This window comes from Granulicoccus phenolivorans DSM 17626 = NBRC 107789 = JCM 15570 (assembly GCF_000423085.1).
Lineage (GTDB): Bacteria > Actinomycetota > Actinomycetes > Propionibacteriales > Propionibacteriaceae > Granulicoccus > Granulicoccus phenolivorans.
Genome location: NZ_AUHH01000036.1, coordinates 1 through 22,584 on the forward strand (window position 1 = coordinate 1; position 22,584 = coordinate 22,584).

25 protein-coding genes are annotated in these 22,584 nt (G+C 71.3%); 23 read left to right on the plus strand and 2 right to left on the minus strand.

From position 1 onward, the window contains the following. Positions 1–420 (minus strand): hypothetical protein (locus G531_RS25775; RefSeq protein ID WP_211221858.1); only part of this gene is annotated, 420 nt, incomplete at its 3' end. Positions 421–462: 42 nt separating this feature from the next. Between G531_RS25775 and G531_RS26770 the strand changes: the two genes are divergently transcribed. From G531_RS26770 to G531_RS0113960, 17 genes are all read left to right on the plus strand, one after another. Then, positions 463–1,299 (plus strand): tetratricopeptide repeat protein, encoded by an 837-nt coding sequence (locus G531_RS26770; RefSeq protein ID WP_174522491.1) that lies wholly within the window; start codon positions 463–465, stop codon positions 1,297–1,299. Continuing rightward, complete coding sequence (locus tag G531_RS22685; RefSeq protein WP_035759019.1) at positions 1,296–2,288, plus strand: HAD-IIA family hydrolase; 993 nt, start codon at positions 1,296–1,298, stop codon at positions 2,286–2,288. Before G531_RS26770 ends, G531_RS22685 begins: the two co-directional genes overlap by 4 nt. Continuing rightward, on the plus strand, positions 2,285–2,458 hold the full coding sequence (locus tag G531_RS25780; protein WP_155827974.1) for a hypothetical protein: 174 nt from the start codon (positions 2,285–2,287) through the stop codon (positions 2,456–2,458). The genes G531_RS22685 and G531_RS25780 overlap by 4 nt, the downstream gene beginning before the upstream one ends. A 9-nt stretch (positions 2,459–2,467) precedes the next feature. Next, entirely contained in the window at positions 2,468–3,205 is a 738-nt protein-coding gene (locus G531_RS0113895) for a TlyA family RNA methyltransferase (RefSeq protein ID WP_026927719.1), read from the plus strand. Beyond that, a complete protein-coding gene (locus G531_RS0113900; protein ID WP_245630557.1) occupies positions 3,202–4,200 on the plus strand; it encodes an NAD kinase in 999 nt (332 codons plus the stop codon). The genes G531_RS0113895 and G531_RS0113900 overlap by 4 nt, the downstream gene beginning before the upstream one ends. Continuing rightward, positions 4,200–5,969: a DNA repair protein RecN gene (gene recN, locus G531_RS22690; protein WP_081684131.1), complete on the plus strand. Its 1,770-nt coding sequence runs from the start codon at positions 4,200–4,202 to the stop codon at positions 5,967–5,969. The genes G531_RS0113900 and recN overlap by 1 nt, the downstream gene beginning before the upstream one ends. An 11-nt stretch (positions 5,970–5,980) precedes the next feature. Continuing rightward, positions 5,981–7,708: a CTP synthase gene (gene pyrG / locus G531_RS22695; protein ID WP_051215505.1), complete on the plus strand. Its 1,728-nt coding sequence runs from the start codon at positions 5,981–5,983 to the stop codon at positions 7,706–7,708. Position 7,709: 1 nt separating this feature from the next. Then, positions 7,710–8,372, plus strand: coding sequence for an NUDIX domain-containing protein (locus tag G531_RS26775; RefSeq protein ID WP_051215506.1), 663 nt, complete (start codon positions 7,710–7,712; stop codon positions 8,370–8,372). Next, positions 8,365–9,333, plus strand: coding sequence for a site-specific tyrosine recombinase XerD (locus tag G531_RS0113920; protein WP_487042734.1), 969 nt, complete (start codon positions 8,365–8,367; stop codon positions 9,331–9,333). The genes G531_RS26775 and G531_RS0113920 overlap by 8 nt, the downstream gene beginning before the upstream one ends. Positions 9,334–9,361: 28 nt before the next feature. Continuing rightward, positions 9,362–10,285: a ParA family protein gene (locus tag G531_RS0113925; protein WP_026927723.1), complete on the plus strand. Its 924-nt coding sequence runs from the start codon at positions 9,362–9,364 to the stop codon at positions 10,283–10,285. Continuing rightward, the gene (locus tag G531_RS27015; protein ID WP_026927724.1) at positions 10,270–10,650 is read left to right on the plus strand and encodes a hypothetical protein; all 381 of its coding nucleotides are present in this window, start codon (positions 10,270–10,272) and stop codon (positions 10,648–10,650) included. The genes G531_RS0113925 and G531_RS27015 overlap by 16 nt, the downstream gene beginning before the upstream one ends. Then, entirely contained in the window at positions 10,647–11,510 is an 864-nt protein-coding gene (locus G531_RS22700) for a segregation and condensation protein A (RefSeq protein WP_051215507.1), read from the plus strand. Before G531_RS27015 ends, G531_RS22700 begins: the two co-directional genes overlap by 4 nt. Next, positions 11,503–12,141, plus strand: a complete 639-nt coding sequence (gene scpB / locus G531_RS22705; RefSeq protein WP_035759022.1) for an SMC-Scp complex subunit ScpB — start codon at positions 11,503–11,505, stop codon at positions 12,139–12,141. Before G531_RS22700 ends, scpB begins: the two co-directional genes overlap by 8 nt. Continuing rightward, positions 12,134–12,883, plus strand: a complete 750-nt coding sequence (locus G531_RS0113945; protein WP_026927725.1) for a pseudouridine synthase — start codon at positions 12,134–12,136, stop codon at positions 12,881–12,883. Before scpB ends, G531_RS0113945 begins: the two co-directional genes overlap by 8 nt. A gap of 7 nt (positions 12,884–12,890) precedes the next feature. Further along, a complete protein-coding gene (gene pafA, locus G531_RS0113950; protein WP_245630558.1) occupies positions 12,891–14,336 on the plus strand; it encodes a Pup--protein ligase in 1,446 nt (481 codons plus the stop codon). Between the two features lie 62 nt (positions 14,337–14,398). After that, positions 14,399–14,962 carry an RDD family protein gene (locus tag G531_RS22710; RefSeq protein WP_051215508.1) on the plus strand — a complete coding sequence of 188 codons (564 nt, stop codon included), beginning with the start codon at positions 14,399–14,401 and terminating at the stop codon, positions 14,960–14,962. 1,154 nt (positions 14,963–16,116) lie between these two features. Next, a complete protein-coding gene (locus G531_RS0113960; RefSeq protein ID WP_026927727.1) occupies positions 16,117–17,163 on the plus strand; it encodes an FKBP-type peptidyl-prolyl cis-trans isomerase in 1,047 nt (348 codons plus the stop codon). Positions 17,164–17,203: 40 nt separating this feature from the next. Here G531_RS0113960 and gluQRS read toward each other — a convergent pair whose 3' ends face one another. Continuing rightward, entirely contained in the window at positions 17,204–18,088 is an 885-nt protein-coding gene (gene gluQRS, locus G531_RS0113965; protein WP_026927728.1) for a tRNA glutamyl-Q(34) synthetase GluQRS, read from the minus strand. 39 nt (positions 18,089–18,127) lie between these two features. Here gluQRS and G531_RS0113970 point away from each other — a divergent pair, with 39 nt between their 5' ends. From G531_RS0113970 to G531_RS22720, 6 genes are read left to right on the plus strand one after another with little or no spacing between them, the layout of a single operon-like run. Further along, on the plus strand, positions 18,128–19,087 hold the full coding sequence (locus G531_RS0113970; protein WP_026927729.1) for a helix-turn-helix transcriptional regulator: 960 nt from the start codon (positions 18,128–18,130) through the stop codon (positions 19,085–19,087). Then, entirely contained in the window at positions 19,084–20,079 is a 996-nt protein-coding gene (locus G531_RS0113975; RefSeq protein ID WP_026927730.1) for a WYL domain-containing transcriptional regulator, read from the plus strand. The genes G531_RS0113970 and G531_RS0113975 overlap by 4 nt, the downstream gene beginning before the upstream one ends. Before the next feature lie 10 nt (positions 20,080–20,089). After that, the gene (locus G531_RS0113980; protein WP_026927731.1) at positions 20,090–20,356 is read left to right on the plus strand and encodes a hypothetical protein; all 267 of its coding nucleotides are present in this window, start codon (positions 20,090–20,092) and stop codon (positions 20,354–20,356) included. Positions 20,357–20,410: 54 nt separating this feature from the next. Next, the gene (tatA, locus tag G531_RS22715) at positions 20,411–20,680 is read left to right on the plus strand and encodes a twin-arginine translocase TatA/TatE family subunit (RefSeq protein ID WP_081684134.1); all 270 of its coding nucleotides are present in this window, start codon (positions 20,411–20,413) and stop codon (positions 20,678–20,680) included. Between the two features lie 50 nt (positions 20,681–20,730). After that, a complete protein-coding gene (tatC, locus tag G531_RS0113990) occupies positions 20,731–21,597 on the plus strand; it encodes a twin-arginine translocase subunit TatC (protein ID WP_051215513.1) in 867 nt (288 codons plus the stop codon). Next, complete coding sequence (locus tag G531_RS22720; RefSeq protein ID WP_051215509.1) at positions 21,594–22,577, plus strand: diacylglycerol/lipid kinase family protein; 984 nt, start codon at positions 21,594–21,596, stop codon at positions 22,575–22,577. The genes tatC and G531_RS22720 overlap by 4 nt, the downstream gene beginning before the upstream one ends. The last annotated feature ends 7 nt before the right edge of the window (positions 22,578–22,584 follow it).

The following is a 22,584-nucleotide window of genomic DNA, read 5'->3' on the forward strand; positions in this document are numbered from 1 at the left end:
CGGTTCGATGATCGCGGCGATCGTGGTGGTCGGGGTGAGCGTTCCGGTGGGGAGCGTGGCCGGTACCAGGATCGCGAGGGCGGGCGTCGGTTCGACGATCGCGCTCGGCGTGATGATCGCGATGGCCGGGGCGAGCGCTCCGGTGGCGAGCGTGGCCGCTACCAGGACCGTGAGGGCGGACGTCGGTTCGGTGGCGAGGGACGCGGCGACGACCGTCCCTTCCGGAGCCGCGACGACCGCGGGGGACGAGCCGACCGTGGAGAGCGAGCCGACCGCGGGGAGCGAGCCGATCGGGGACCCCGACGTGATTCCGGGGAGCGCTTCGACCGCTCCCGCCCGGATCGTCGCGGGAGTGGCGACCGTCCGCGGCGCGATGACCGTCCGCGCCGCGATGACCGCCCCGCCCGCGACGATCGCCACTCCCGCGACGACCGGTACGGCGATGAGCGCGAGGAACGCTATGTGCCGCCGGGCCTGGAGGCTCGCGACGACGAACCGGACCTGCCGCGCGACCTGGACCTGAGCGGGCTGCCCCGCGGCGTCCGGGCCGAACTGCGCGGCCTGCCGCCCGAGCTCGCCGAGAAGGTCAGCGGACATCTGGTGATGGCCGGTGAACTGATCGAGGACGACCCGCCGCTGGCGTTGCGGCACGCCCTGGTGGCGCGCCGGCTGGCGTCCCGACTTCCGGTGGTCCGCGAGGCCGCCGCGGAGGCGGCGTACGCGGCCGAGGACTGGGCCACCGCACTCACCGAATACCGGGCGCTGCGCCGGATCAGCGGGGACGACGCGTACCTTCCGGTGATCGCCGACTGCGAGCGGGCCGTGGGCAAGCCGGAGGAGGCCCTGCGGGTGATCCGCGAAGCCGCCGGGCGCGACCTCGACGAGGACACCGCGGTGGAACTGCGCATCGTGGAAGCCGGCGCCCGCAACGACACCGGGCAGCGGGCGGAGGCGCTGCGGCTGCTGAAGCGAGAGATCCAGACCAAGCACCGGGGCGGCCCGGCGGCCCGGCTGCGTTATGCGTACGCCGACCTGCTGCTGGCCGGCGGCGACACCGCCGCGGCCCGGGAATGGTTCGAGGTGGCCGCGCGGCTGGACACCGAGCACACCACCGACGCCGAGGAACGCCTCGGCGAACTGGACGGCGTACGGATCGACTTCGACGATTCTCCCGCCGATGCGGTGGCCGAGGACGCGGGCACCGAGGAGACCGACGTCGCCGAGGACGGGAAGCCGGCGTCGACCGAGCAGCGCAACGGGACCCACTCCCGGGGCGACGACCCGGCGGGGGAGCAGTGAGCCCGCTGCTTGCCGATCGCCATGATGTTGCCCTCTTCGACCTGGACGGAGTGGTCTACCTGGGACCGCGGGCCGTGCCCGGCGCCCCGGAGGGAATCGCCGCGCTGCGGGCGCACGGCGTCCGGGCGGCCTTCGTCACCAACAACGCCGCCCGGTCCCCGCAACACGTCGCCGACCATCTCAGCGAACTCGGCATCCCGGCGGAATTCGACGACGTGATCGCCTCCAGCCAGGCCGGGGCGCACCTGCTCAGTGCCCGACTCCCGGCCGGGGCCAAGGTCCTGGTCGTCGGTACCGACGCCCTCGCCGCGGAGGTCCGCCAGGTCGGCCTGGAGCCGGTCAGCAGCTACACCGACGGGCCCGCCGCGGTGATCCAGGGCTACCACCCGCAACTGCGCTGGCCGATGCTGGACGAGGCGGCGTACGCGATCCAGCGCGGGGCCTGGTGGGTGGCCACCAATACCGACTCCACCCGCCCCACCGATCTCGGTCTGGTGCCGGGCGCGGGCACCGCGGTCGCCGCGGTCCGGGCCGCGGTCGACGTCGATCCGGTGGTCGCCGGGAAACCGTTCGCACCGCTGATGACCGAGGCCGTACGCCGCACCGCGGCCCAGCGCCCGATCTTCGTCGGCGACCGGATCGACACCGATATCGCCGGCGCGGCCACCGTGGGCATGGACAGCCTGTTCGTGTTCACCGGGGCGCACGGCAAGGCCGACGTCGTCGCCGCGGCCGCCACCCCGCCGACCCACCTCGGCTGGGATCTCGGCGCCCTGCTCGACCCCGTCCGCGACCTCGCCGGCACCGACCGGGATCGCCGCTGCGGCACCGCGCGCGCCACCCTCACCGCCGCCGGGCCCGAACTCACCGGGATCGGTGACACCCGCGCCGAGCAGCTGGATGCTCTGTGGGCGTACGCCAATCTGTGCTGGCACCATCCGGACGCGATCTCGACCGAGCTGCTGGATCGACTGGACCAACTGCCATGAGTGAGCTCCGGGCCGAGGCGGCGGCGGATCAGCCGCCGCAGACCGGCGACGCGCGGGTCGATGCGGTCCTGGCCGAACTGGGCGACCTCGCCACGACGCCCCTGGCGGAGCATCCCGCGCGACTGGCCGAGGCCCAGCAGGCGCTGCACCGGATCCTGGATGAGGCCTAGGCCCGGCCGGTGCGACTCGATCGGGCGCTCACCGAGCGCGGCCTCGCGCGGTCCCGCAGCCACGCCGCGCAACTGATCCGGGCCGGCCGGGTCACCGTCGCCGGTACGCCGGGGCGCCGCCCGGCCCAGGAGGTCGGTTCCGACACCCCGCTCACCGTCGCCGACGACGGCTACGTGTCCCGGGCGGCGTACAAGTTGCTCGGGGCCCTCGCCGCGACCGGGGTCGCGGTTCCGCCCCGGGTCCTGGACGCCGGCGCCAGCACCGGCGGCTTCACCCAGGTGTGCCTGGAGCGCGGCGCGCAGACCGTGTACGCCGTCGACGTCGGCCACGACCAACTCGCCGCCGAGCTGCGCACCGACCCCCGGGTCCGGGTCCGCGAACGGCTCAACCTGCGCGAACTGACCCTCGCCGACGTCGACGACACGCCCGTGGACCTGGTGGTGGCCGACGTCTCGTTCATCTCCCTGACCCTGCTGCTGGCCCCGATGCTCGGCGTCCTGCAACCCGCCGGGGACGCCCTGTTGATGGTCAAGCCGCAGTTCGAGGTGGGCCGCGAACGCCTCACCCGCACCGGGGTGGTCCGCGATCCCGCCCTGCACGACGCGGCCGTCGACGGGGTGCTCACCGCTGCCGCCGACCTGGGCTGGCACTGCCACACCCGACAGCGCAGCGTCCTGCCCGGTCAGGACGGCAACGTGGAATTCTTCGTCTGGCTGCGGCGCGACTCACCTATGCTGGCCCGGTGAGTTCCGTGCCCGACGCCCCGACCGCCCCCGAACCGCCCGCCGGCAACAACGGCATCCCCGCGGGGTCCCGGACGGTGGCCGTGCTCACCAACGTGCGCCGCCCGAATGCGATCGAGGCCGCCGCCCGCTTCGTCGCCGGCCTCACCGAGCACGGTCTGGTCAGTCTGCTGCCGGCCTACGACATCGAGCAGATGGGCGCCCGCGTCGACGGGCTCAGCGTCTCCACCCTGGACACCCGCCATCCGATCGCCGACTGCGAACTGGCCGTGGTCTTCGGTGGCGACGGCACGATTCTGCGCGGCTCGGAATGGGCGCTCAACCGGGATATCCCACTGCTGGGGGTCAACCTCGGCCACGTCGGCTTCCTCGCCGAGGCCGAGGCGACCGAGATCGACGCGGTGATCACCGGGGTCGTCGACCGGGCCTGGACCATCGAGAAACGCAGCACCGCCCAGATCACCGTGCGGGACCGGCCCCTGCTCGAGGGCGGGGACGTGGTCTGGACCTCCTTCGCGATCAACGAATGCTCGGTGGAGAAGGCCGCCCGGGAGAAGATGATCGAGGTCCTGATCGCCATCGACGACCGGCCGCTGTCGCGGTGGGCCTGCGACGGCGTCCTGGTCTCCACCTCCACCGGCTCCACCGCGTACGCCTTCTCCGCCGGGGGACCGGTGATGTGGCCCGACGTGGAGTCCCTGCTGGTCGTCCCGCTGTCCGCGCACGCCCTGTTCGCCCGGTCCCTGGTCGTCGGCCGCGACTCCAAGGTGACCGTACGCATGCTCGAACGTGACGACAACACCGGCGTGATCTGGGCCGACGGGCGCCGCAGCGTCAACCTGACCCCCGGGATGGAGATCGAGGTGGTCCGCGGCGAACACGACCTGCGGATGGCCCGACTGTCCCCGGCCCCGTTCACCGACCGGCTGGTCCGCAAGTTCGATCTGGTCGTCGACGGCTGGCGGGGGACCGCCGAGCGACGGGAGCGGCGGCACTGATGCTCTCCGACCTGCACATCACCAATCTCGGGGTGATCGCCGAGGCGACCTGTGAACTGTCCGGCGGCTTCACCGTGGTCACCGGCGAAACCGGCGCCGGCAAGACGATGGTGGTGACCGGACTCGGCATGCTGCTGGGCCACAAGGTCGACTCCGGCCTGGTCCGCCGCGGCACCGACAAGGCCCGGGTGGAGGGCACCTTCACCGCCGTCCGCGCCGACATCGCCGCCCGCGTCGACGAGGCCGGCGGAGCCGTGGAGGACGACGAACTGCTGGTCGCCCGCCAGGTCTCCGGCGGCCGCTCGCGGACCTTCCTCGGCGGGACCGCGGTGCCCACCGCCGTCTGCGCGGAGGTCTCCGAACAACTGATCACCATCCACGGCCAGTCCGGCCAGGCCCGGCTCGCCTCGCACGACCACCAGCGCCATCTGCTCGACCGCTTCGCCGGTCCCGCCCTGGCCGAGGTCGCCGCCGAGCACCGCGCGGCGTACACCCGCCGGCGCAGCCTGGCCGCCGAACTGAGCGAACTCACCGAACGCTCCCGGGAACGGGCCCGCGAGATCGATCTGCTGCGCTTCGGGCTGGATGAGATCAGCGCCGCCGACCCGCAGCCCGGCGAGGACCACGACCTGCTCGCCGAGGCGAACCGGCTGCAGGACGTCGACGACCTGCGCCTGGGCGCCCAGGAAGCCCTGGCGGCGCTGGCCGGCTCCGAGGACGACATCGACGCGGCCAGCACGCTGACCAGCGCCGCGATCGCGAACAAGGCCCTGCAGCGGATCGCCGCCGCCGACCCCACCGCCGCACCGTACGCCGAACGCGCCGCCGAGATCTCCGCCCTGGCCGCGGATCTGGCCACCGACCTGTCGGCCTACCACGGCGACCTGCAGGCCGACCCCGGCCGGCTCGCCTGGATCGGGGAACGCCGCGCGGTACTGCAGACCCTGACCCGCAAGTACGGCGACAGCATCGACGAGGTCCTGACCTGGGCGAGTGAGGCCGCGCGCTCCCTGGAGACCCTCACCTCCTCCGACGACCGGATCGAGACCCTGCGCGCCGAGATCGCCGACCTGGACGCCCAACTGGAGCGCACCTCGACCCGATTGACCGCGTTGCGCACCGACGCCGCGGCCCGGTTCGCCGAGCAGGCCCAGGCCGAGCTCGCCGCTCTGGCGATGCCGCACGCCCGGCTCCAGTTCACGCTGGACACCCTGCCCGAGCCGGGCCCGACCGGGATCGACCGGGTCGAGCTGGAGTTCACCGCCAACCCGGGCAACCCGCTGCGCCCGATCGGGAAGGTCGCCTCCGGCGGCGAACTGTCCCGGGTCCGGCTGGCGCTGGAGGTGGTGCTGGCCGGGGAGGAGGAGGCCGCGACCTTCGTCTTCGACGAGGTCGACGCCGGGATCGGCGGCCGGGTCGGGCTGGAGATCGGCCGGCGGCTGGCCCGGCTGGCCCGGCACAACCAGGTGATCGCGGTGACCCACCTGGCCCAGGTGGCCGCCTTCGCCGACCGGCACCTGGTGGTGGCCAAGGCCTCCGACGGGGCCGTCACGACCTCCGGCGTACGCACGGTCGCCGAGGCCGATCGTGCCGTGGAACTGGCCCGGATGATGGCCGGCCTGGACACCTCCGACACCTCGCTGGCGCACGCCCAGGAGCTGCTCGACACCGCCGCCGGCGACCGGGCAGCCGCCCACACCGACCCCCCGCCCCGGAACGGCCGCGCCACCCCGCGAACCGGTCCCGACAAATTCGACTCGGCAAGATAGGCTGGAATCCCGTGGGAGCGCATCAAACCAAGCACGTTTTCGTCACCGGAGGCGTTGCCTCCTCGCTCGGCAAGGGGCTGACCGCCTCCAGTCTGGGAACCCTGCTCGTCGCCCGCGGTCTGCGCGTCACGATGCAGAAGCTCGACCCCTATCTCAACGTCGACCCCGGGACGATGAATCCGTTCCAGCACGGTGAGGTCTTCGTGACCGAGGACGGTGCCGAGACCGACCTCGACATCGGCCACTATGAGCGCTTCCTGGACCGGAATCTGTCCGGGGACGCGAACGTCACCACCGGCAAGGTGTACTCCACCGTCATCGCCAAGGAACGGCGCGGGGAATACCTCGGCGACACCGTTCAGGTGATTCCGCACATCACCGGCCAGATCATGTCCGAGATGATGGCGATGGGCGGGCCCGGCATCGACGTGGTGATCCACGAGATCGGCGGCACCGTCGGGGACATCGAATCCCTGCCGTTCCTGGAGGCGGCCCGGCAGGTCCGCCGGGAGGCCGGCCGGGAGAACGTGTTCTTCGTGCACGTGTCGCTGGTGCCCTACATCGGCCCGTCGCGCGAGCTGAAGACCAAGCCGACCCAGCATTCGGTGGCCCAGTTGCGCCAGGTCGGCATCCAGCCCGACGCGCTGGTGTGCCGCGCCGATCGGGATCTGCCCGAGGGGGTCAAGCGGAAGATCTCGCTGATGTGCGACGTCGAGGAGGAGGCGGTCATCTCCTGCCTGGACGCGCCGAGCATCTACGAGATCCCCAAGGTGCTGCACTCCGAGGGCCTGGACGCGTACGTGGTCCGCAAGCTCGATCTGCCCTTCCGGGACGTGGACTGGACCACCTGGAACGATCTGCTGGACCGGGTCCGCAACCCCAAGGACACCGTCACCATTGCCCTGGTCGGCAAATACATCGACCTGCCCGATGCCTACCTGTCGGTGGTCGAGGCGCTGCGCGCCGGCGGGTTCGCCGCCCGGGTGAAGGTGAACGTCAAGTGGGTCGAATCCGACTCCTGCGAGGATCCGGCCGGCGCCCGCGAACACCTCGGCGAGGTCGACGGGATCGTCGTCCCGGGTGGCTTCGGGATCCGCGGCGTCGACGGCAAGATCGGCGCGATCCGCTTCGCCCGGGAGAACGGGATCCCGCTGCTCGGGCTGTGCCTGGGCCTGCAGTGCATGGTGATGGAGTACGCCCGCAACGTGCTGCACCTCAGCGGCGCGGCCTCCACCGAGTTCGACCCGGACACCGAGTTCCCGGTGATCGCGACGATGGAGGAACAGAAGGCCTTCGTCGAGGGCGCCGGCGATCTGGGCGGCACGATGCGACTGGGCGCCTACCCGGCCGAACTCGCCCGCGGCTCGGTGGTCGCCGGGCTGTACGGCATGCACCAGGTCAGCGAGCGGCACCGCCACCGCTACGAGGTGAACAACGCCTACCGCAAGCAGCTGGAGGACGCCGGGCTGGTCATCTCCGGCACCTCGCCCGACGGCGGCCTGGTCGAGTTCATCGAACTGCCCACCGCGGTGCACCCGTTCTTCGTGGCGACCCAGGCCCATCCCGAGCTCAAGTCCCGCCCGACCAAGGCGCACCCGCTGTTCGCCGGCCTGGTCCGCGCCGCGCTGCGGAACAAGGCCAACTCCCCGCTCCCGGTGGAGGACGAACCCGGCGACGGGGCCGACCCGGTGGCGGTGGCCGGGGACGGCGCCCGCCCCGCGGCGGCCCGGGAGGGCTGAGATGGATTTCCCCGTCCTGTCCGCCGCCGAGCTGACCGACCGGGCGACCACCTGGCCCACCGTCGGCCACCGCGAACTGGCCGCCGGCAAACTGTTCGGGTTCGTCGAGGACCGGGTCACCACCCCCGACGGTGGTGAGATGGTCCGCGAATACCTCCGGCACACCGGCTCGGTCGGCATCATCGCGCTCGACGACCGGGACCGGGTCGCGCTGGTCCAGCAGTACCGGCATCCGGTCGGGTTCGAACTGATCGAGCCGCCGGCCGGGTTGCTCGATGTCCTCACCGAGGACCCGCTGGACGCGGCCCGGCGCGAGCTGGCCGAGGAGGTGGGCCTGGCCGCCGACCAGTGGGCGGTGCTGGTGGACGTGTTCAACTCCCCGGGGTGCTCCGATGAGTTCCTGCGGATCTTCCTCGCCCGCGGGCTGCGCTCGACCCCCGCCCCCGACGGGTTCGAGGTGCACGGCGAAGAGGCCCACATGCGGCGCTACTGGGCCCACCGCGACGACCTCACCCGGGCGGTGTTCGCGGGCCGACTGGCCAATCCGGTCCTGGTCGCCGGGGTCCTGGCGCTGGCCGCCACGGGCACGGCGTACGCCTCGTTGCGCCCGGCCCACACCCCCTGGCCGGCGCGCGATCAGCGGCCGGTCCGCACCGGTGCCTGAAACCGGCCCGGACGACGTCCCCGGCGGTGCCCTGGCGGGATTCGTCACCGGGTTCTGCGATCACCTGAGCGTGGAGCGCGGCCTGTCCCCGCACACCGTCGGCGCCTACCGGCGGGACCTGCGCCGCTACCTGACCTACCTCGCCGAACAGGGCGTCACCGACCCCGACGCGATCACCCCGGCCACCGTCACCGGCTTCGCGCCCTGGCTGGCCCGGGGGGACGCCGACCATCCGCCGCTGGCCCCGGCGAGCATCACCCGTGCGGTGGCCGCGGTCCGCAGCCTGCACCGGTTCGGGCTCGAGGAGCGGATCACCGCGCACAACCCGGCGGCCACCGTGTCCGGCCCCAAACAGGGCAGACGGCTGCCGAAGGCGCTCAGCCAGCACGAGGTGCAGCGGCTGCTGGACGCGCCCGAGCCGACCGATCCGATCGGCCTGCGGGACGCCGCGCTGCTGGAACTCCTTTACGGCACCGGCGCCCGGATCAGTGAGATCACCGACCTGAACGTCGATGACGTGGCCGGGCTGGTCGGTCCGCAGGCGGCCGAGCGGGCCGGTCTGCGGCTGATCGGCAAGGGGGACAAGGAACGGATCGTTCCGCTGGGTTCGTACGCCCGGGCAGCCGTCGAGGCGTGGCTGGTCCGCGGTCGCCCCGGGCTGGCCGAGCGGGGCCGGGGGAACCCGGCGCTGCTGCTCAACGCCCGCGGCGGGCGATTGTCCCGGCAGAGCGCCTGGGCGGTACTGCGCGCCCGGGCCGAGCAGGCCGGGCTGACCACCGAGATCTCCCCGCACACGTTGCGGCACTCCTATGCCACCCACCTGCTCGACGGAGGTGCCGATGTCCGGGTCGTGCAGGAGCTACTTGGACACGCCTCGGTCACCACGACGCAGATTTATACACTGGTGACCATTGATCATCTGCGTGAAACTTACCTGACCGCCCATCCCCGGGCGTACTAGGTTGGAGGGCCCAGCGGAAGGAGCCCGTGTGCCTCAGGACCAGCAGGTCGATGAACTCTTCGATGTCCCCGATGTCGAGGAGGGACATACCGTTGACGAGGAGACGGTGATTCTCGGCCCGACCCAGCGGCCGGTGCCCGATTTTCCCGAGCCCGGACCGCCCCCGCCCGGACCGAAGCACGCCATGGTCATCGCCATGTGCAACCAGAAGGGCGGCGTCGGCAAGACCACGACCACGATCAACCTGGGCGCGGCACTGGCCGAGACCGGCCGCCGGGTGCTGCTGGTCGACTTCGACCCGCAGGGCTCGCTGTCGGTGGGGCTGGGGATCAACCCACACACCCTGGACCAGAGCGTCTACGATCTGCTGCTGGCCAGCAATGTCGATGCCTTCGACGTGATCGAGGAGTCCGTGGTGGAGAACATGGACATCCTGCCGGCCAACATCGACCTGTCCGCCGCGGAGATCCAGCTGGTCTCCGAGGTGGCCCGGGAAACGATTCTGAACGGGGTGCTCACCCCGCTGAAGAGTCACTACGACATCATCCTGATCGACTGTCCGCCGTCGCTGGGTCTGCTGACGATCAACGCGCTGACCGCCTCCGACGGCGTGATCATGCCGCTGGAGTGCGAGTTCTTCGCGTTGCGCGGGATCGCACTGCTGACCGACACGATCTCCAAGGTGCAGGCCCGGCTGAATCCGCGTTTGGAGATCATCGGGATCCTCGGCACCATGTACGACCACCGCACGCTGCACAGCCGTGAGGTGCTGGAGCGGGTGGTCGAGGCGTTCGGGGACCGGGTCTTCCACACCGTGATCAAGCGCACGGTGAAGTTCCCCGAGACCACCGTCGCCGGGGAGCCGATCACCACCTACGCCTCGTCCACCGCCGGGGCCACCGCGTACCGCAACCTGGCCCGGGAGGTCTTGGCGCGATGCCCAGGAAAGTGAGCGGCGCCGATCCCGGCGAATTGCTCAACAGCGGGCCCGGCGGGACGCCCGCCGATCCGCCCGCGCCGGAGCCGGACATTCCGGCCACGGCGGAGCCGGAACGGGCAGCCGCGCCGGCGCAGCCGGATCCGGCAGCTGCGCGGCCCACCGCCTCCGGTCGGGTCCGGCACGAGGACAAGATCACCGTCTACGTCAGCCGCCAGGAGTTGCTGCGGCTGGAACAGGCCCGGTTGAAACTGCGCGGGGAGCACGGGATCAGCGCCGACCGCGGCCACATCGTGCGCAGTGCCGTCGCCGCCGCCCTCGACGATCTCGCCGAGCACGGAGCGGACGCCGAACTGGTCCGCCGGCTCGCCCAGGAGTGAGCGCCGGTGAGCAGGAGTTCCACCTGCGCCTGGACAACTTCGAGGGACCCTTCGACCTGCTGCTGCAACTGATCGCCAAGCACAAACTGGACATCACCGAGGTGGCCCTGTCCCGGGTCACCGACGAGTTCATCGCGCACGTCAAGGCCCTCGGCCCGGTCTGGGATCTGGAGCAGACCTCCCATTTCGTGCTGGTCGCCGCCACCCTGCTGGACCTCAAGGCCGCCCGGCTGCTGCCCAGCGGAGAGGTGGAGGACGCCGAGGACCTGGCCCTGCTCGAGGCCCGGGACCTGCTGTTCGCCCGGCTGCTGCAGTACCGGGCATTCAAACAGATCGCGGCACTGATGGGGGAGTCGCTCACCGACCAGGACCGTTGGTACGCCCGGCCGGGCGGGCTGGAGCCGGCGTACGCGACCCTGCTGCCCGAGGTCACGATCGACCTGACCCCGCACCAGTTCGCGCTGCTGGCCGCGACCGTGCTGACCCCGAAGCCGGATCCGCAGGTGTCACTGGCGCACCTGCATGCCCCGCGGGTGAGTGTGCGCGAGCAGGCCGACATCATCGTGGCCCGCCTCCGCTCGCATCCGGTGCTGACCTTCCGGGCGCTGACCGGGGACGCACCGGACCAACTGACCGTGGTGTGCCGGTTCCTGGCGCTGTTGGAACTGTTCCGGCAACGGGCGGTCTCCTTCGAGCAGGCGGCCCCACTGGGCGAACTGACCATCCGGTGGACCGGCCGCGCGGAGACCGAACTCGCCGAGATCGACGAATTCGACGCGCCGGTGCCCGGCGCCGATGACGATGAGCGCGAGGATGACCACGACGACGACGCGCAGACCCGGGGAGAGGGCGATGGCTGAGGTACCCGCCGACCGGTGGCCGGCCGCACTGGAGGCCCTGCTGCTGATGGCCGACGAGCCGATGCGTACCGCCACCATGGCCGAGGCGCTGGGCATCCCCGAGCCTGCGGTGACCCCGATCCTGACTGAACTCGCCGCCGAATACACCCGGACCGGGCGCGGTTTCGAGCTGCGCCGCGCCGGTGGCGGCTGGCGCTACTACACCCGGCCGGAGTTCGCCGACGTACTCGCCGAATGGGTCGTCTCCGGGCGGCATGCCCGGCTCTCCCAGGCGGCCCTGGAGACGCTGGCGGTGGTGGCGTACCTGCAACCGGTGTCGCGGGCGCGGGTGGCCGCGATCCGGGGTGTCTCGGTCGATGGGGTGATGCGTACGCTGGTAGCACGCGGCCTCATCACCGAGGCCGGCGCCGATGAGCGGACCGGGGCGACCCAGTTCGTCACCACCGATCATTTCCTGACCAGGCTCGGGCTGAACTCGCTGACGGAGTTGCCACCCCTGGCCCCGCACCTGCCCGATACCGCCGACCTGGCCGACGAACTCGGGCGGCTCGCCGAATCCGGCCCGACCGAACCCGACCCCACCCAGACCAACCCCAGCCAGACCCCGACCGAGAGGCAGCCCGATGAGTGAGACCCCCGAGACCGACGAAGGCATCCGCCTGCAGAAGGTCCTGTCGCAGGCCGGCGTCGCCTCCCGACGGGCGGCCGAGCAGATGATCGCCGAGGGCCGGGTCGAGGTGAACGGGGAACTGGTCCTGGAACAGGGGCGGCGGGTCAATCCGCAGAAGGACACCATCCGCGTCGACGGGTCCCGGATCCCGGCTCCGCGCCGGCACATGTACACCGTGTTCAACAAGCCCCGCGGGGTCGTGTCGACCATGGACGACCCGGAGGGCCGCCCGACCCTGACCGACTACCTGCCCCGGAACACCCGGCTGTTCCACGTCGGCCGCCTCGACACCGACACCGAGGGGCTGCTGCTGATGACCAATGACGGCGAGTTCGCCAACCGGCTCGCCCACCCGCGCTACCAGGTCCCCAAGACCTACCTCGCCGACGTCGAGGGCCTGGTCGACAATCACGCGCTGAAGCGGCTCACCCAGGGCGTCACCCTGGAGGACGGACCGGCCCGGGCCGACAAGGTCAAGCTGATCGCGCGGAACCCGCAGGCCCAGCGGACCCAGCTCCAGATCACCCTGCACGAGGGCCGCAACCGGATCGTGCGCCGGATGATGGATGCGATCGGCCACCCGGTGAACCAGCTCGCCCGGATCTCGATCGGCCCGGTCCGCCTGGGGCAACTGAAGGCGGGGGAGTGGCGCGACCTGACCCGCGAGGAACTCGGCGGCCTGCTCGACCTGGTCCAGATGTGAGGCCGTGATGAGCGAGCACCCGTACCTGCCGCGCCGGATCTACGGCCTGGAGACCGAGCTCGGCGTCGCGTACGTGCCCGCCGAGACCCAGGAGCGCAGCCGTCGGGTCACCCCCGACGAGATCGCCCGGTACCTGTTCCGCGGCGTCGTCGACTGGGGGCGCTCCAGCAACGTGTTCCTGCGCAACGGGTCCCGGGTCTATCTGGACGTCGGGTCGCATCCGGAGTACGCCACCGCCGAATGCGACGATCCGACCGAGGTGACCATCCAGGACCGGGCCGGGATGGAGATCCTGCAGGCCCTGGCCGATGACGCCGAGGGGGCCCTGGCGCAGGAGGAACTCGGCGGCGACATCTACCTGTTCAAGAACAACACCGATTCGCACGGCAGTTCCTACGGGTGTCACGAGAATTATCTGGTGGCCCGGGAGGGGCGCTTCGGCGATTTCGCGCACCAACTGCTGCCGTTCCTGATCACCCGGCAGTTGCTGTGCGGGGCGGGTCGGATCGTGCCGCACACCGGGCTGGTGCTCTCCCAGCGTGCCGCGCACATGTGGGACACGGTCTCCTCGGCGACCACCCGGACCCGGCCGATGATCAACACCCGTGACGAGCCGCATGCCGACCCGGCAGAGTACCGCCGGCTGCATGTGATCATCGGCGACTCCAACATGGCCGAGCCGACCACCCGGCTCAAGGTCGGGATGACCGAGTTCGCGTTGCGGCTGATCGAATCCGGGACCCCGATGCGGGATCTGAGTCTGGCGAACCCGGCCAAGGCGATGCGGGAGATGGCCGCCGATCCGACCGGCCGGGTGCCGCTGGAACTCAGCAACGGGCGGACCGCCAGTGCGCTGGACCTGCAGCAGGAGTACTTCACCGCGACGCTGGACCTGGTCGCCCGGCACGGCGATCCGGGGCCGACCCTGACCGCGGTGCTGGACCTGTGGCGGCGCGGCCTGACCGCGATCGGGACCCAGGACTTCACCGGGGTGCAGACCGAGCTGGACTGGGTGATCAAGCGCCGGGTCCTGCAGCGGTACGCCGACCGGCACCAGTTGCCGCTGGATGATCCGCGGATCCGCCAGTTGGAGCTGGCGTACCACGATCTGAATCCGCGGCGCAGCCTGTTCGCCCGGCTGGAGCGCAGCGGGGCGATCACCCGGCTGTCGACCGCGGAGCAGGTGACCGCCGCGCGGACGGTCCCGCCGCAGACGACCCGGGCCAAGCTGCGCGGAGATTTCGTGGCCGCCGCCGAGGACGCCGGGGCCGGCCATGTGGTCGACTGGACCTCGGTGCGGTTGCTGGAAAAGGCGCAGCGGCCGTGGTCGGCGCCGATGGCCGAACCCCGGCTGCCGGTGCACACGGTGGTGGTGACCGATCCCTTCGCCACCAGTGACCCCGATGTCGATGAGTTGATGGAGGCCGTCGCGCACTACCGCGCTGAGGACTGAGCCCGGTTTGAGCAGCCGGGAACCGGGATCGGGGACGCCGGCGCAGGATCAGGAGCCCTGAGATGAGACGACACCCGTGGCGCCGGATCGCCGCCTGGCTGATCGACTGCGGCCTGATCATGTTGTACGCCGGGCTGCTCGCCCTGGTCGGCGTACCGCTGACGAGGGCGGGGGTGCTCGGCCCCCTCCCGCTGGCGGCGGCCAACGTGCTGGCCGCGCTCGTGCTGGTCGTTCCGGTGGTGCTGGTGCTGGCCGGTCTGGAGGCCGGGCGGCGCGCGGCCACGGTGGGGAAGCGGGTGCTCGGGCTGCGGCTGGCCGGTGCTGCGGGTGCCGGTGCTGCGGGTACTGGTGCCCCGGGGGCCCCGGGGTATCCCCGGGCACTGCTGCGCAATGCGGTGAAGGTCGCCCTGCCGTGGCTCATCGCGCACAGCGCGGTCTACGGAATCTGGGACGGTTCGGCCCGGGGCGCGGTCCCCGGCTGGGTGTGGCCGGCGTTCGCCGTGGCGTACGCGATCCCGCTGGTGTGGCTGGTGACCCTGTTCGTCGGGACCGGGCGGACCCCATACGACCGGCTGGCCCGGGTCTCGGTGATCGAGGCATCCGGGGACGCCGCGACGCGCGCCTAGTCCGGATCGGCTGGTCGGGCGGGTCCGCTGGTCAGCGCCCGTGACGGGGTCAGCCCGGGCGGGCCCGCGTACCGCCACTGGGGCTCCCGCTGCGATCTCCGGCTCCGGTTTGCGGGTTGGGTTCGGTCGCGCGGGTCCTGCAGGGGCCGCGGGCCGGATCCGGACCCGCGAGACGGCACGAGCACCCGCGAGCAGCCGGAAGGGCCCCCGCACCGTCAGGAAGCTCCCGTGGGACCTGCCGAGCAGCACCCGCGACTCGGGTGAACATCCGCGAACCGGCACCAGCCACCGCGAGCAGCCGGGAGGCCCGCGTGCCGCGAGGAAGCCCCGCGCGCTGGACGTGGCCAGCACCGGCGAACCGGGGGAGGGCCCGCGTACCGCCACCGGGCCCCGCGGACGGTCGGGGAGGCCCGCGGACTGCGATCTCCCGATTCGGGTTTGCGGGTTGGATTCGGTCGCGCGGGTTGGGTTCGGTCGCGCGGGTTGGGTTCGGTCACGCGGGTCCTGCAGGGGCCGCGGGCCGGATCCGGACCCGCGAGACGGCACCAGCACCCGCGAGCAGCCAGGAGGGCCCGCGCACCGTTATGAAGCTCGCGTGGGACCTGCCGACCAGCACCTGCGGGCCATATCTGGACCCGCGAGACGGCACGAGCACCCGCGAACTGGGGGAGGGCCCGCGTACCGCCAGGAAGCCCCGCGCGCTGGATGTGGCCAGCACCTGCGAACCGGGGGAGGATCCGCGTACCGCCACCGGGGCCCGCGGACGGTCGGGGAGGCCCGCGGACTGCGACCTTCCGATTCGGGCACGCGGGTTGGGTTCGGTCGCGCGGGTTGGGTTCGGTCGCGCGGGTCCTGCAGGGGCCGCGGGCCGTATCCGGACCCGCGAGACGGCACCAGTACCGCGTGCTGCCAGGAGAACCCGCGAATTGGCACCTGCATCCGCGTACCCGGCCCGGGCCGGGCTCCGCCCCAGGGGAACACCGGCGCCAGGACCCGCGAACCGGCGCCAGCACCCGCAAACCAGCGCCAGCCCCGCGAGCCGGGCGAACATCCGCAAATCGACACCAGCCCCCGCGCCCGGCCGCGTCCGGCCGCGCCCCGGACCACGATTCGCGCGATTCCGACGCATCCGGGGCGTCGGGTAGCCTGTCCGGGTGCCGAGAACGATCCTGAACCGCCGCTTCATCACGGGCCTGGCGGGTGCGACCGCAGCCATGGTCCTGCTTGCCGGATGCTCCTCCCCGCAACCGGATTCGGGGCAGTCCCCGAGCCCGACGCCGGCCTCGGCCAGCCCGACCGCGCCCGCCTCGGCGGACCCGTCGGCCACCCCGACGCCCACGCCGATCCCGCCGGCGGCGAATCTGGACGGGATCGCGGTCGCCGGTGCGTTCAACGCCGAGCCCCAGGTGACGTTGCCCGGCCCGTTCGCGGTCGAGGAGACGATGTCGAAGGTGCTCACCGAGGGCACCGGTTCAGTGATCAAGGAGAACGGCGTCGCCGAGGTCCACTATGTCGGGCTCAACGGCCGCACCGGCCAAAAGTTCGACGACTCCTACTCCCGCGGGCAGACCGTCGAGTTCACCCTGTCCCAGGTGGTACCCGGGTTCAAGAAGGGCCTGACCGGTAAGAAGGTCGGCAGCCGCGTCCTGATCGCGATGCCGGGCAAGGACGGCTACGACTCCTCCGGCGGCAACGCGAATGCCGGCATCGAGGTCGGCGACACCCTCGTGTTCGTCGTCGACATCGTCGCGGCACCGCTGGACACCGCCGCCGGAACCGAGCAGCCCGCCCCCCAGGGCGGGCCGACCGTCCAGTTCGGCGCCGACAACAAGCCCACGATCACGATCCCGGCCAACACCAAGGCGCCGACCGAGCTGCAGTCCCATCCGCTGATCGTCGGCACCGGCAAGAAGGTCGCCGCGGGGGACACCGTCACCGTTCAGTACGCCGCCTCCTCCTGGCGTACCGGCGAGTCGATCATCGACATCTACGGTCAACCCGAGCAGGGCGCGCTGAACAAGATGATCCCGGCCTGGCAGGAGGCGCTGGTCAACCAGCCGGTCGGCAGCCGGATCCTGATCGTCGCGCCGCCGGACAAGGCGTACCCCGAGGGCAGCGATCGGCCGCGGGTCCAGGCCGGCGACACCGTCGTGTTCGTGGTCGACATCCTGTGGACCGCGCAGGCGCAGAGCGGCTTCTGAGCCCCGCCCCCACGGGGGCCCGGGCCGAAAACCCCACGGTTCAGCCGAACACCCACGGGTCACGGGGGAGCCGGGCCGGATCGAACCGGTCCAGCAACAGCTCCGGCGTGACCGGTTCGCCCGGGGCGGCCAACCCCACCGATGCCGCCAGCAAGCTGAGCACCGCGGCGGCGTCGGTGCCGGCGGCGGCCAGATCGGCCAGGGTCACCGCGCCGTCGCGCTTGGCCAGCCGCTGACCGGCGGCATTGACCACCAGCGGCACATGGGCGTACGCCGCGGGCGTACCCCCCAACCGGCTGGTCAACCAGGCCTGCCGCGGCGCCGACGACAGCAGGTCGTCGCCGCGCACGATCTGGTCGATGGCCATCGCGAGATCGTCGACCACCACCACGAAGTTGTACGCCCAGGCGCCGTCATTGCGGCGGATCACGAAATCGTCGACCTCACCGGTCACCTCCCCGTGCAGCAGATCGGTCACCGTCCAACTGGTCACGTCGGCGCGGATCCGCAGCGCGGCCGGCCGTTCCCGGCGCCGGCGGGCCCGCTCGGCCTCGGTCAGGTCCCGGCAGGTGCCCGGGTAGGCCGTCGGGGAGGTGTGCGGGGCACCCACGGACTCCGCGATCTCGCGGCGGGTGCAGTAGCACTCGTAGACCGGCAGCCCCGCCGCTGCCTGCTGGTAGGCGGCCAGTCGCGCGGACTGGAACACCACCGGAGGATCGAAGTCCAGACCCAGTGCGGCCAGGTCGGCGATCTGTTGCTCGGCGCTCGCCGGGGACGCCGCGACCCGGGCCCGATCCAGATCCTCCACCCGGATCCGGAACCCGCGTCCGGTCGAGCGTGCGAACAGCCAGGCCAGCAGCGCCGTCCGCAGGTTCCCCACGTGCAGGGCGCTGGTGGGGCTGGGGGCGAACCGGCCGGCCGACATGGGCCTCCTCGGGGCGGGGTGGCTGATAACTTCAGCATCATGGCACCCCGGACCACTGAGCGCTTGGTCAACCTGACGATCTGCCTGCTGACCACGCGCCGCTTCCTGAGCAAGGAGGAGATCCGGCGCGTCGTGGAGGGCTACCGTGGTCTGAACGACAGCAACTTCGAGCGCACCTTCGAACGCGATAAGGACGATCTGCGGGAGCTGGGCATCCCGATCGAGGTGGGCAACCATGAACCCCTGTTCGATGACGAACCGGGGTACCGGATCTCTCGGCAGGATTTCGAACTCCCGCCGATCGAGCTGACTGCCGAGGAGGCCGCGGTGGTGCTGGTCGCCTCCCGGGCCTGGCAGCAGGCCCGGCACGCGGAGTCCTCGATGACCGCGATCAGCAAGTTGCGCGCGGCCGGGGTGACCGCCGACACCGCCCGGCTGGATGCCCTGATGCCGACGGTGAACGCGAGCGAGCCGGCCTTCGACCCGGTCTGGGACGCGGTCGCCAGCGGGACTCCGATCCGGTTCGAGTATCGCGGATCCGAGCAGCGTCACCTCGAACCGTGGGGCATCCTCACCCATCGCGGCAAGTGGTACGTGATCGGCTTCGACACCGATCGGCAGGACCGGCGGATGTTCAAGCTGTCCCGGATCAGCGACGGTCCGTACCGCGACGGCCCCGCCGGCAGTGTCACGATTCCGCCGGGCGTGGTGCTGCGTGATCTGGCCGGCGCGCTGGATCCGGCACGTCCGGACCGCACCGCGACCCTCGCGATCCGGGAGGGGACCCTGGCGGTGTTGCGGCGGACCGCGAGCCCGACCGAGTGGCCCGCGCCGCTGCCGGCCGGCTACACCGCCCACCGGGTCGAGTACGCCTCCACCTCCGACTTTGCCGCCGAGGTGGTGGCCGCGGGGCCGGATGTGCTGGTGCTGGACCCGCCGGAACTGCAGGAGCGGGTGATCGCTGCGCTGCGCGATCTCCGGGACGGGGGACAGCGATGAGTACGTCGGCGGATCAGGTGGCCCGGTTGCTCGCGCTGGTGCCCTACGTCCAGGCGAATCCGGGAATCAGCGTGAAACAGGTGGCCCGGGAGTTCGGGATCGCGCCCCGGCAGGTGGTCAAGGATCTGCAGGTGGCGTACATGTGCGGGCGGCCCGGGGGCCTGCCCGGTGACCTGATCGAGGTCGACATGGAGGCGGTCGAATCCGACGGGGTGATCCATCTGGACAACGCCGAGGAGCTGCAGCGGCCGATGCGCCTGCGGGCCGACGAGGCGCTGTCGCTGACCCTGGGGCTGCAGTCGGTTCGCGAGGTCGCCCCGCCGCAGTTGACCGGTCACGTCGACAGTGCCCTGGCCAAGCTCCAGGGGGCCGCCGGTGCGGCCGCGGACCGGACCCAGGTGCGGGTCCTGGCCGCCGACGAGGCGGTCCGTCGCACCATCGGGGACGCGATCGGCGGAGACCGGCGGCTGCGGCTGGTCTATGACGCGCCGACCGGGACGACCACCCGGACCGTCGATCCGCTGCAGGTGAGTTCCAGCGACGGGTACGCCTATCTGCAGGCGTGGAGCGAGGTCCCCGACACCGTGACCCCGGCCGCGGACGGTCGCAGCGCGCCGGGCTGGCGACACTTCCGGTTGGACCGGATCGCCGAGGCCACGGTGCTCGAGGCACCCCGGCACACCCACTCGACCCGGCCCGAGCCGCTCGACGGCTGGCTGGACCGGGTGGACAGTGTGGCCGAAGTCACATTGGAGCTGGGCCCAGAGGCTGCGTGGGCGGTGGATTACTACCCGATGGACCTGCTGAGCACCGGCGCCGACGGGTCGGTACGCGTCCGCGTCCGGGTGGCCGAACCGCTGTGGCTACGGAATTTGCTGCTGCGGCTGGCCGGGGGCGTACGCCGGGTCGATCCACCGAAGGCCGCCGACTCGGCCCGGGCCGCGGCCGCGGAGGCCCTTGCGCGCTACGAACAACTGGGGTTGGGCAGGTAGGCTGGCGTCCGTGATATGGGTCTGGGTCGTCGTCGGGATCGCACTGTTCGCCGCAGTGCTGACCATCGGCTACGCGGTCTGGCTGTGGCAGAAGCTCGGCGACCTCTGGTCGGAGATCGAGATGCTGATGCAGCGGGCCAACGAAATGGGTGAGCTGGCCGCGCAGCTCGACATTCCCGACTTCGATCACAGCGCCGTCCGGCGTGCCGCGGCGTCCATGCGGGTGCCCCTGACCCGTGGCGCAACTCCCGCGCCGACAACCGAAATCCGGCTTTGATCTTGCCCAGCTGGCTGGGTACGCTCCGAGCACAGTCAAGGAAAGAAGACCACGATGGCTAGCATTGGATGGCCGGAACTACTGATCATTCTGGTCGTAGTTCTGGTTCTGTTCGGCGGCTCGCGCCTGGCCGGTATCGGCAAGGCCAGCGGCAAGGCGATTCGCGAGTTCAAGGAAGAGACCCGCGATCTGGAGAAGGACAAGAAGTCCGACACCGAGGAGAAGACTTCGGAGGCCAAGGCCGAGCCCGAGCCCAAGGCGATCGAGGCGGGTCCCTCCGCGAGCAGCGCGAAACGGACCGAATCCGCCGGCGAAGAACGCTGACCCGAGGCCGCTGATCACTCGTGTCGACCGAGATCGAACCGGAACGCCCCGTGGATGATCCGGGTGAGCCGCGTCCGCACGCGCGCCACTCGGCGCTGAAGCGTCGCCTGGGGAAGTTCGGCTGGCTGCTGCCACCGGACGTCCCCCCGGACGGCACGATGACGCTCACCGAGCACCTGAAGGAACTGCGCTACCGGGTCATCGCGGCCGTCATCGCCGTGATCATCGGGATGCTGTTCTGCGGGCTGTTCTTCGACTCGCTCTACAACTGGCTGCAGCAGCCCTACAACGTCGCCGCGGCCGATCTCGCGCAGACCCGCCCGGGCACTCACACCCAGATCGTCAACATCGGTGTCACCGCACCGTTCATGCTGGCGATGAAGGTGGTCGGTATTGCCGGCCTGGTGGTTTCCTCCCCGCTCTGGCTGTACCAGTTGTGGGCGTTCATCGCGCCCGGACTGCTGCGCCAGGAGAAGAAGTGGGCGCTGTTGTTCGTCGGGTCGTCGGTGCCGTTGTTCGCCGCCGGCGTCTGGGTGGGCTACCTGGTGATGCCCAAGGGCATCGAGATGATGCTGAGCTTCACCCCGGAATCGGCACAGGTCACCAACATGCTCGACCTGCCCTACTTCCTGGACTTCCTGGTCCGGGTGATGCTGGTCTTCGGCGTCTCCTTCCTGTTGCCGGTCGTGATTGTCGTGCTGAACATGGTCGGGGTGGTACGCGCGGAGCAACTGTCCAAGGTGCGCTCCTACGCGATCTTCGGCTGCTTCGTCTTCGGTGCGATCGCGACCCCGTCCACCGACCCGTTCTCGATGATCGCGTTGTCGCTGCCCATGTCCGTGCTCTACGTGATTGCGGAGTTCATCTGCCGGGCGCGGGAGAAGGGCCTGCGCAAGAAAGAAGTCGCCACGCAATGAATGCCGGCCTGAGTCGCTACGACGGGCAGTCGCTGACGCTGGTGGTGAATCCGCAGGCCGGACGCGGCCATGCCCGCCGGATGCTGCCGTTCGTGTGCGCCGAGATCCTCAAGGGGATGCCCGGCGCCAGCCTCAAGGTGTACCAGACGACCAGCTATCGGGAGGCCCGACAGCGCACGATTGCCGCTGTCGCGGCCGCTCGTCCGGCCCATGAGGGCGCACCGGCCGACGGGCTGCTGGTGATGGGCGGGGACGGCATGATGCATCTGGGCGTGAATGCCTGCGCCGACACCGACGTGCCGCTGGGCCTGATCCCGGCCGGGTCGGGCAACGACATGTCCCGCGGGTTCGGGCTGCCGGCGGTCAATCCGATCCAGGCCGCCAAGATCATCGCGACCGGCGGGCGGCGCCGGGTGGACCTGCTCCGGGTGTCCGGGCCACTGGCCGATGGTGCCGAGACCCGCTACGTCGGCACCGTCGTGGCCACCGGATTCGATGCCCGGGTGAACCGCCGGGCGAACCGGATGCGCCTGCCGCTGGGCAGTCTGCGGTACGCCGCCGCGGTGATCGCCGAGATCGCGACCTTCGAGCCGACGCCGTACCGGATCTCGATCGACGGCCGGGAACGCACCGAGCCCGCCCTGCTGGTCGCGGTCGGCAATGCCGGCTACTACGGCGGCGGGATCCACATCAACACCACCCACGACGTCACCGACGGCCGGCTGGACGTGACCGTGATCCACCCGGTCAGCCGGGCCACCCTGATCCGGCTGATGCCGGCGCTGTTCACCGGCGCCTTCGCCAGTGACCCGTCGGTGGAACAGCTCAAGGCGACCAGCGTCCGGATCGACGGGGACGGCCTGATCGCCTACGGCGATGGCGAGGAACTCGGCGACGTCCCGCTGCAGATCGAGATCGCGCCGCAGGTGCTGTCGATTTTCGCTCCGGTCAGCGATCAGGTGGTACGCACCCGCCGCTGACCCCCGG

Excerpts from the sequence above, each read along its gene's own strand:
- G531_RS25780 (WP_155827974.1), top strand. The coding sequence starts at position 2,285 with ATGAGTGAGCTCCGGGCCGAGGCGGCGGCGGATCAGCCGCCGCAGACC.
- recN (WP_081684131.1), top strand. The coding sequence starts at position 4,200 with ATGCTCTCCGACCTGCACATCACCAATCTCGGGGTGATCGCCGAGGCG.
- G531_RS26775 (WP_051215506.1), top strand. The coding sequence starts at position 7,710 with ATGGATTTCCCCGTCCTGTCCGCCGCCGAGCTGACCGACCGGGCGACC.
- G531_RS27015 (WP_026927724.1), top strand. The coding sequence starts at position 10,270 with ATGCCCAGGAAAGTGAGCGGCGCCGATCCCGGCGAATTGCTCAACAGC.
- scpB (WP_035759022.1), top strand. The coding sequence starts at position 11,503 with ATGGCTGAGGTACCCGCCGACCGGTGGCCGGCCGCACTGGAGGCCCTG.
- G531_RS0113945 (WP_026927725.1), top strand. The coding sequence starts at position 12,134 with ATGAGTGAGACCCCCGAGACCGACGAAGGCATCCGCCTGCAGAAGGTC.
- pafA (WP_245630558.1), top strand. The coding sequence starts at position 12,891 with ATGAGCGAGCACCCGTACCTGCCGCGCCGGATCTACGGCCTGGAGACC.
- G531_RS22710 (WP_051215508.1), top strand. The coding sequence starts at position 14,399 with ATGAGACGACACCCGTGGCGCCGGATCGCCGCCTGGCTGATCGACTGC.
- gluQRS (WP_026927728.1), bottom strand. The coding sequence starts at position 18,088 with ATGTCGGCCGGCCGGTTCGCCCCCAGCCCCACCAGCGCCCTGCACGTG.
- G531_RS0113970 (WP_026927729.1), top strand. The coding sequence starts at position 18,128 with ATGGCACCCCGGACCACTGAGCGCTTGGTCAACCTGACGATCTGCCTG.
- G531_RS0113975 (WP_026927730.1), top strand. The coding sequence starts at position 19,084 with ATGAGTACGTCGGCGGATCAGGTGGCCCGGTTGCTCGCGCTGGTGCCC.
- tatA (WP_081684134.1), top strand. The coding sequence starts at position 20,411 with ATGGCTAGCATTGGATGGCCGGAACTACTGATCATTCTGGTCGTAGTT.
- G531_RS22720 (WP_051215509.1), top strand. The coding sequence starts at position 21,594 with ATGAATGCCGGCCTGAGTCGCTACGACGGGCAGTCGCTGACGCTGGTG.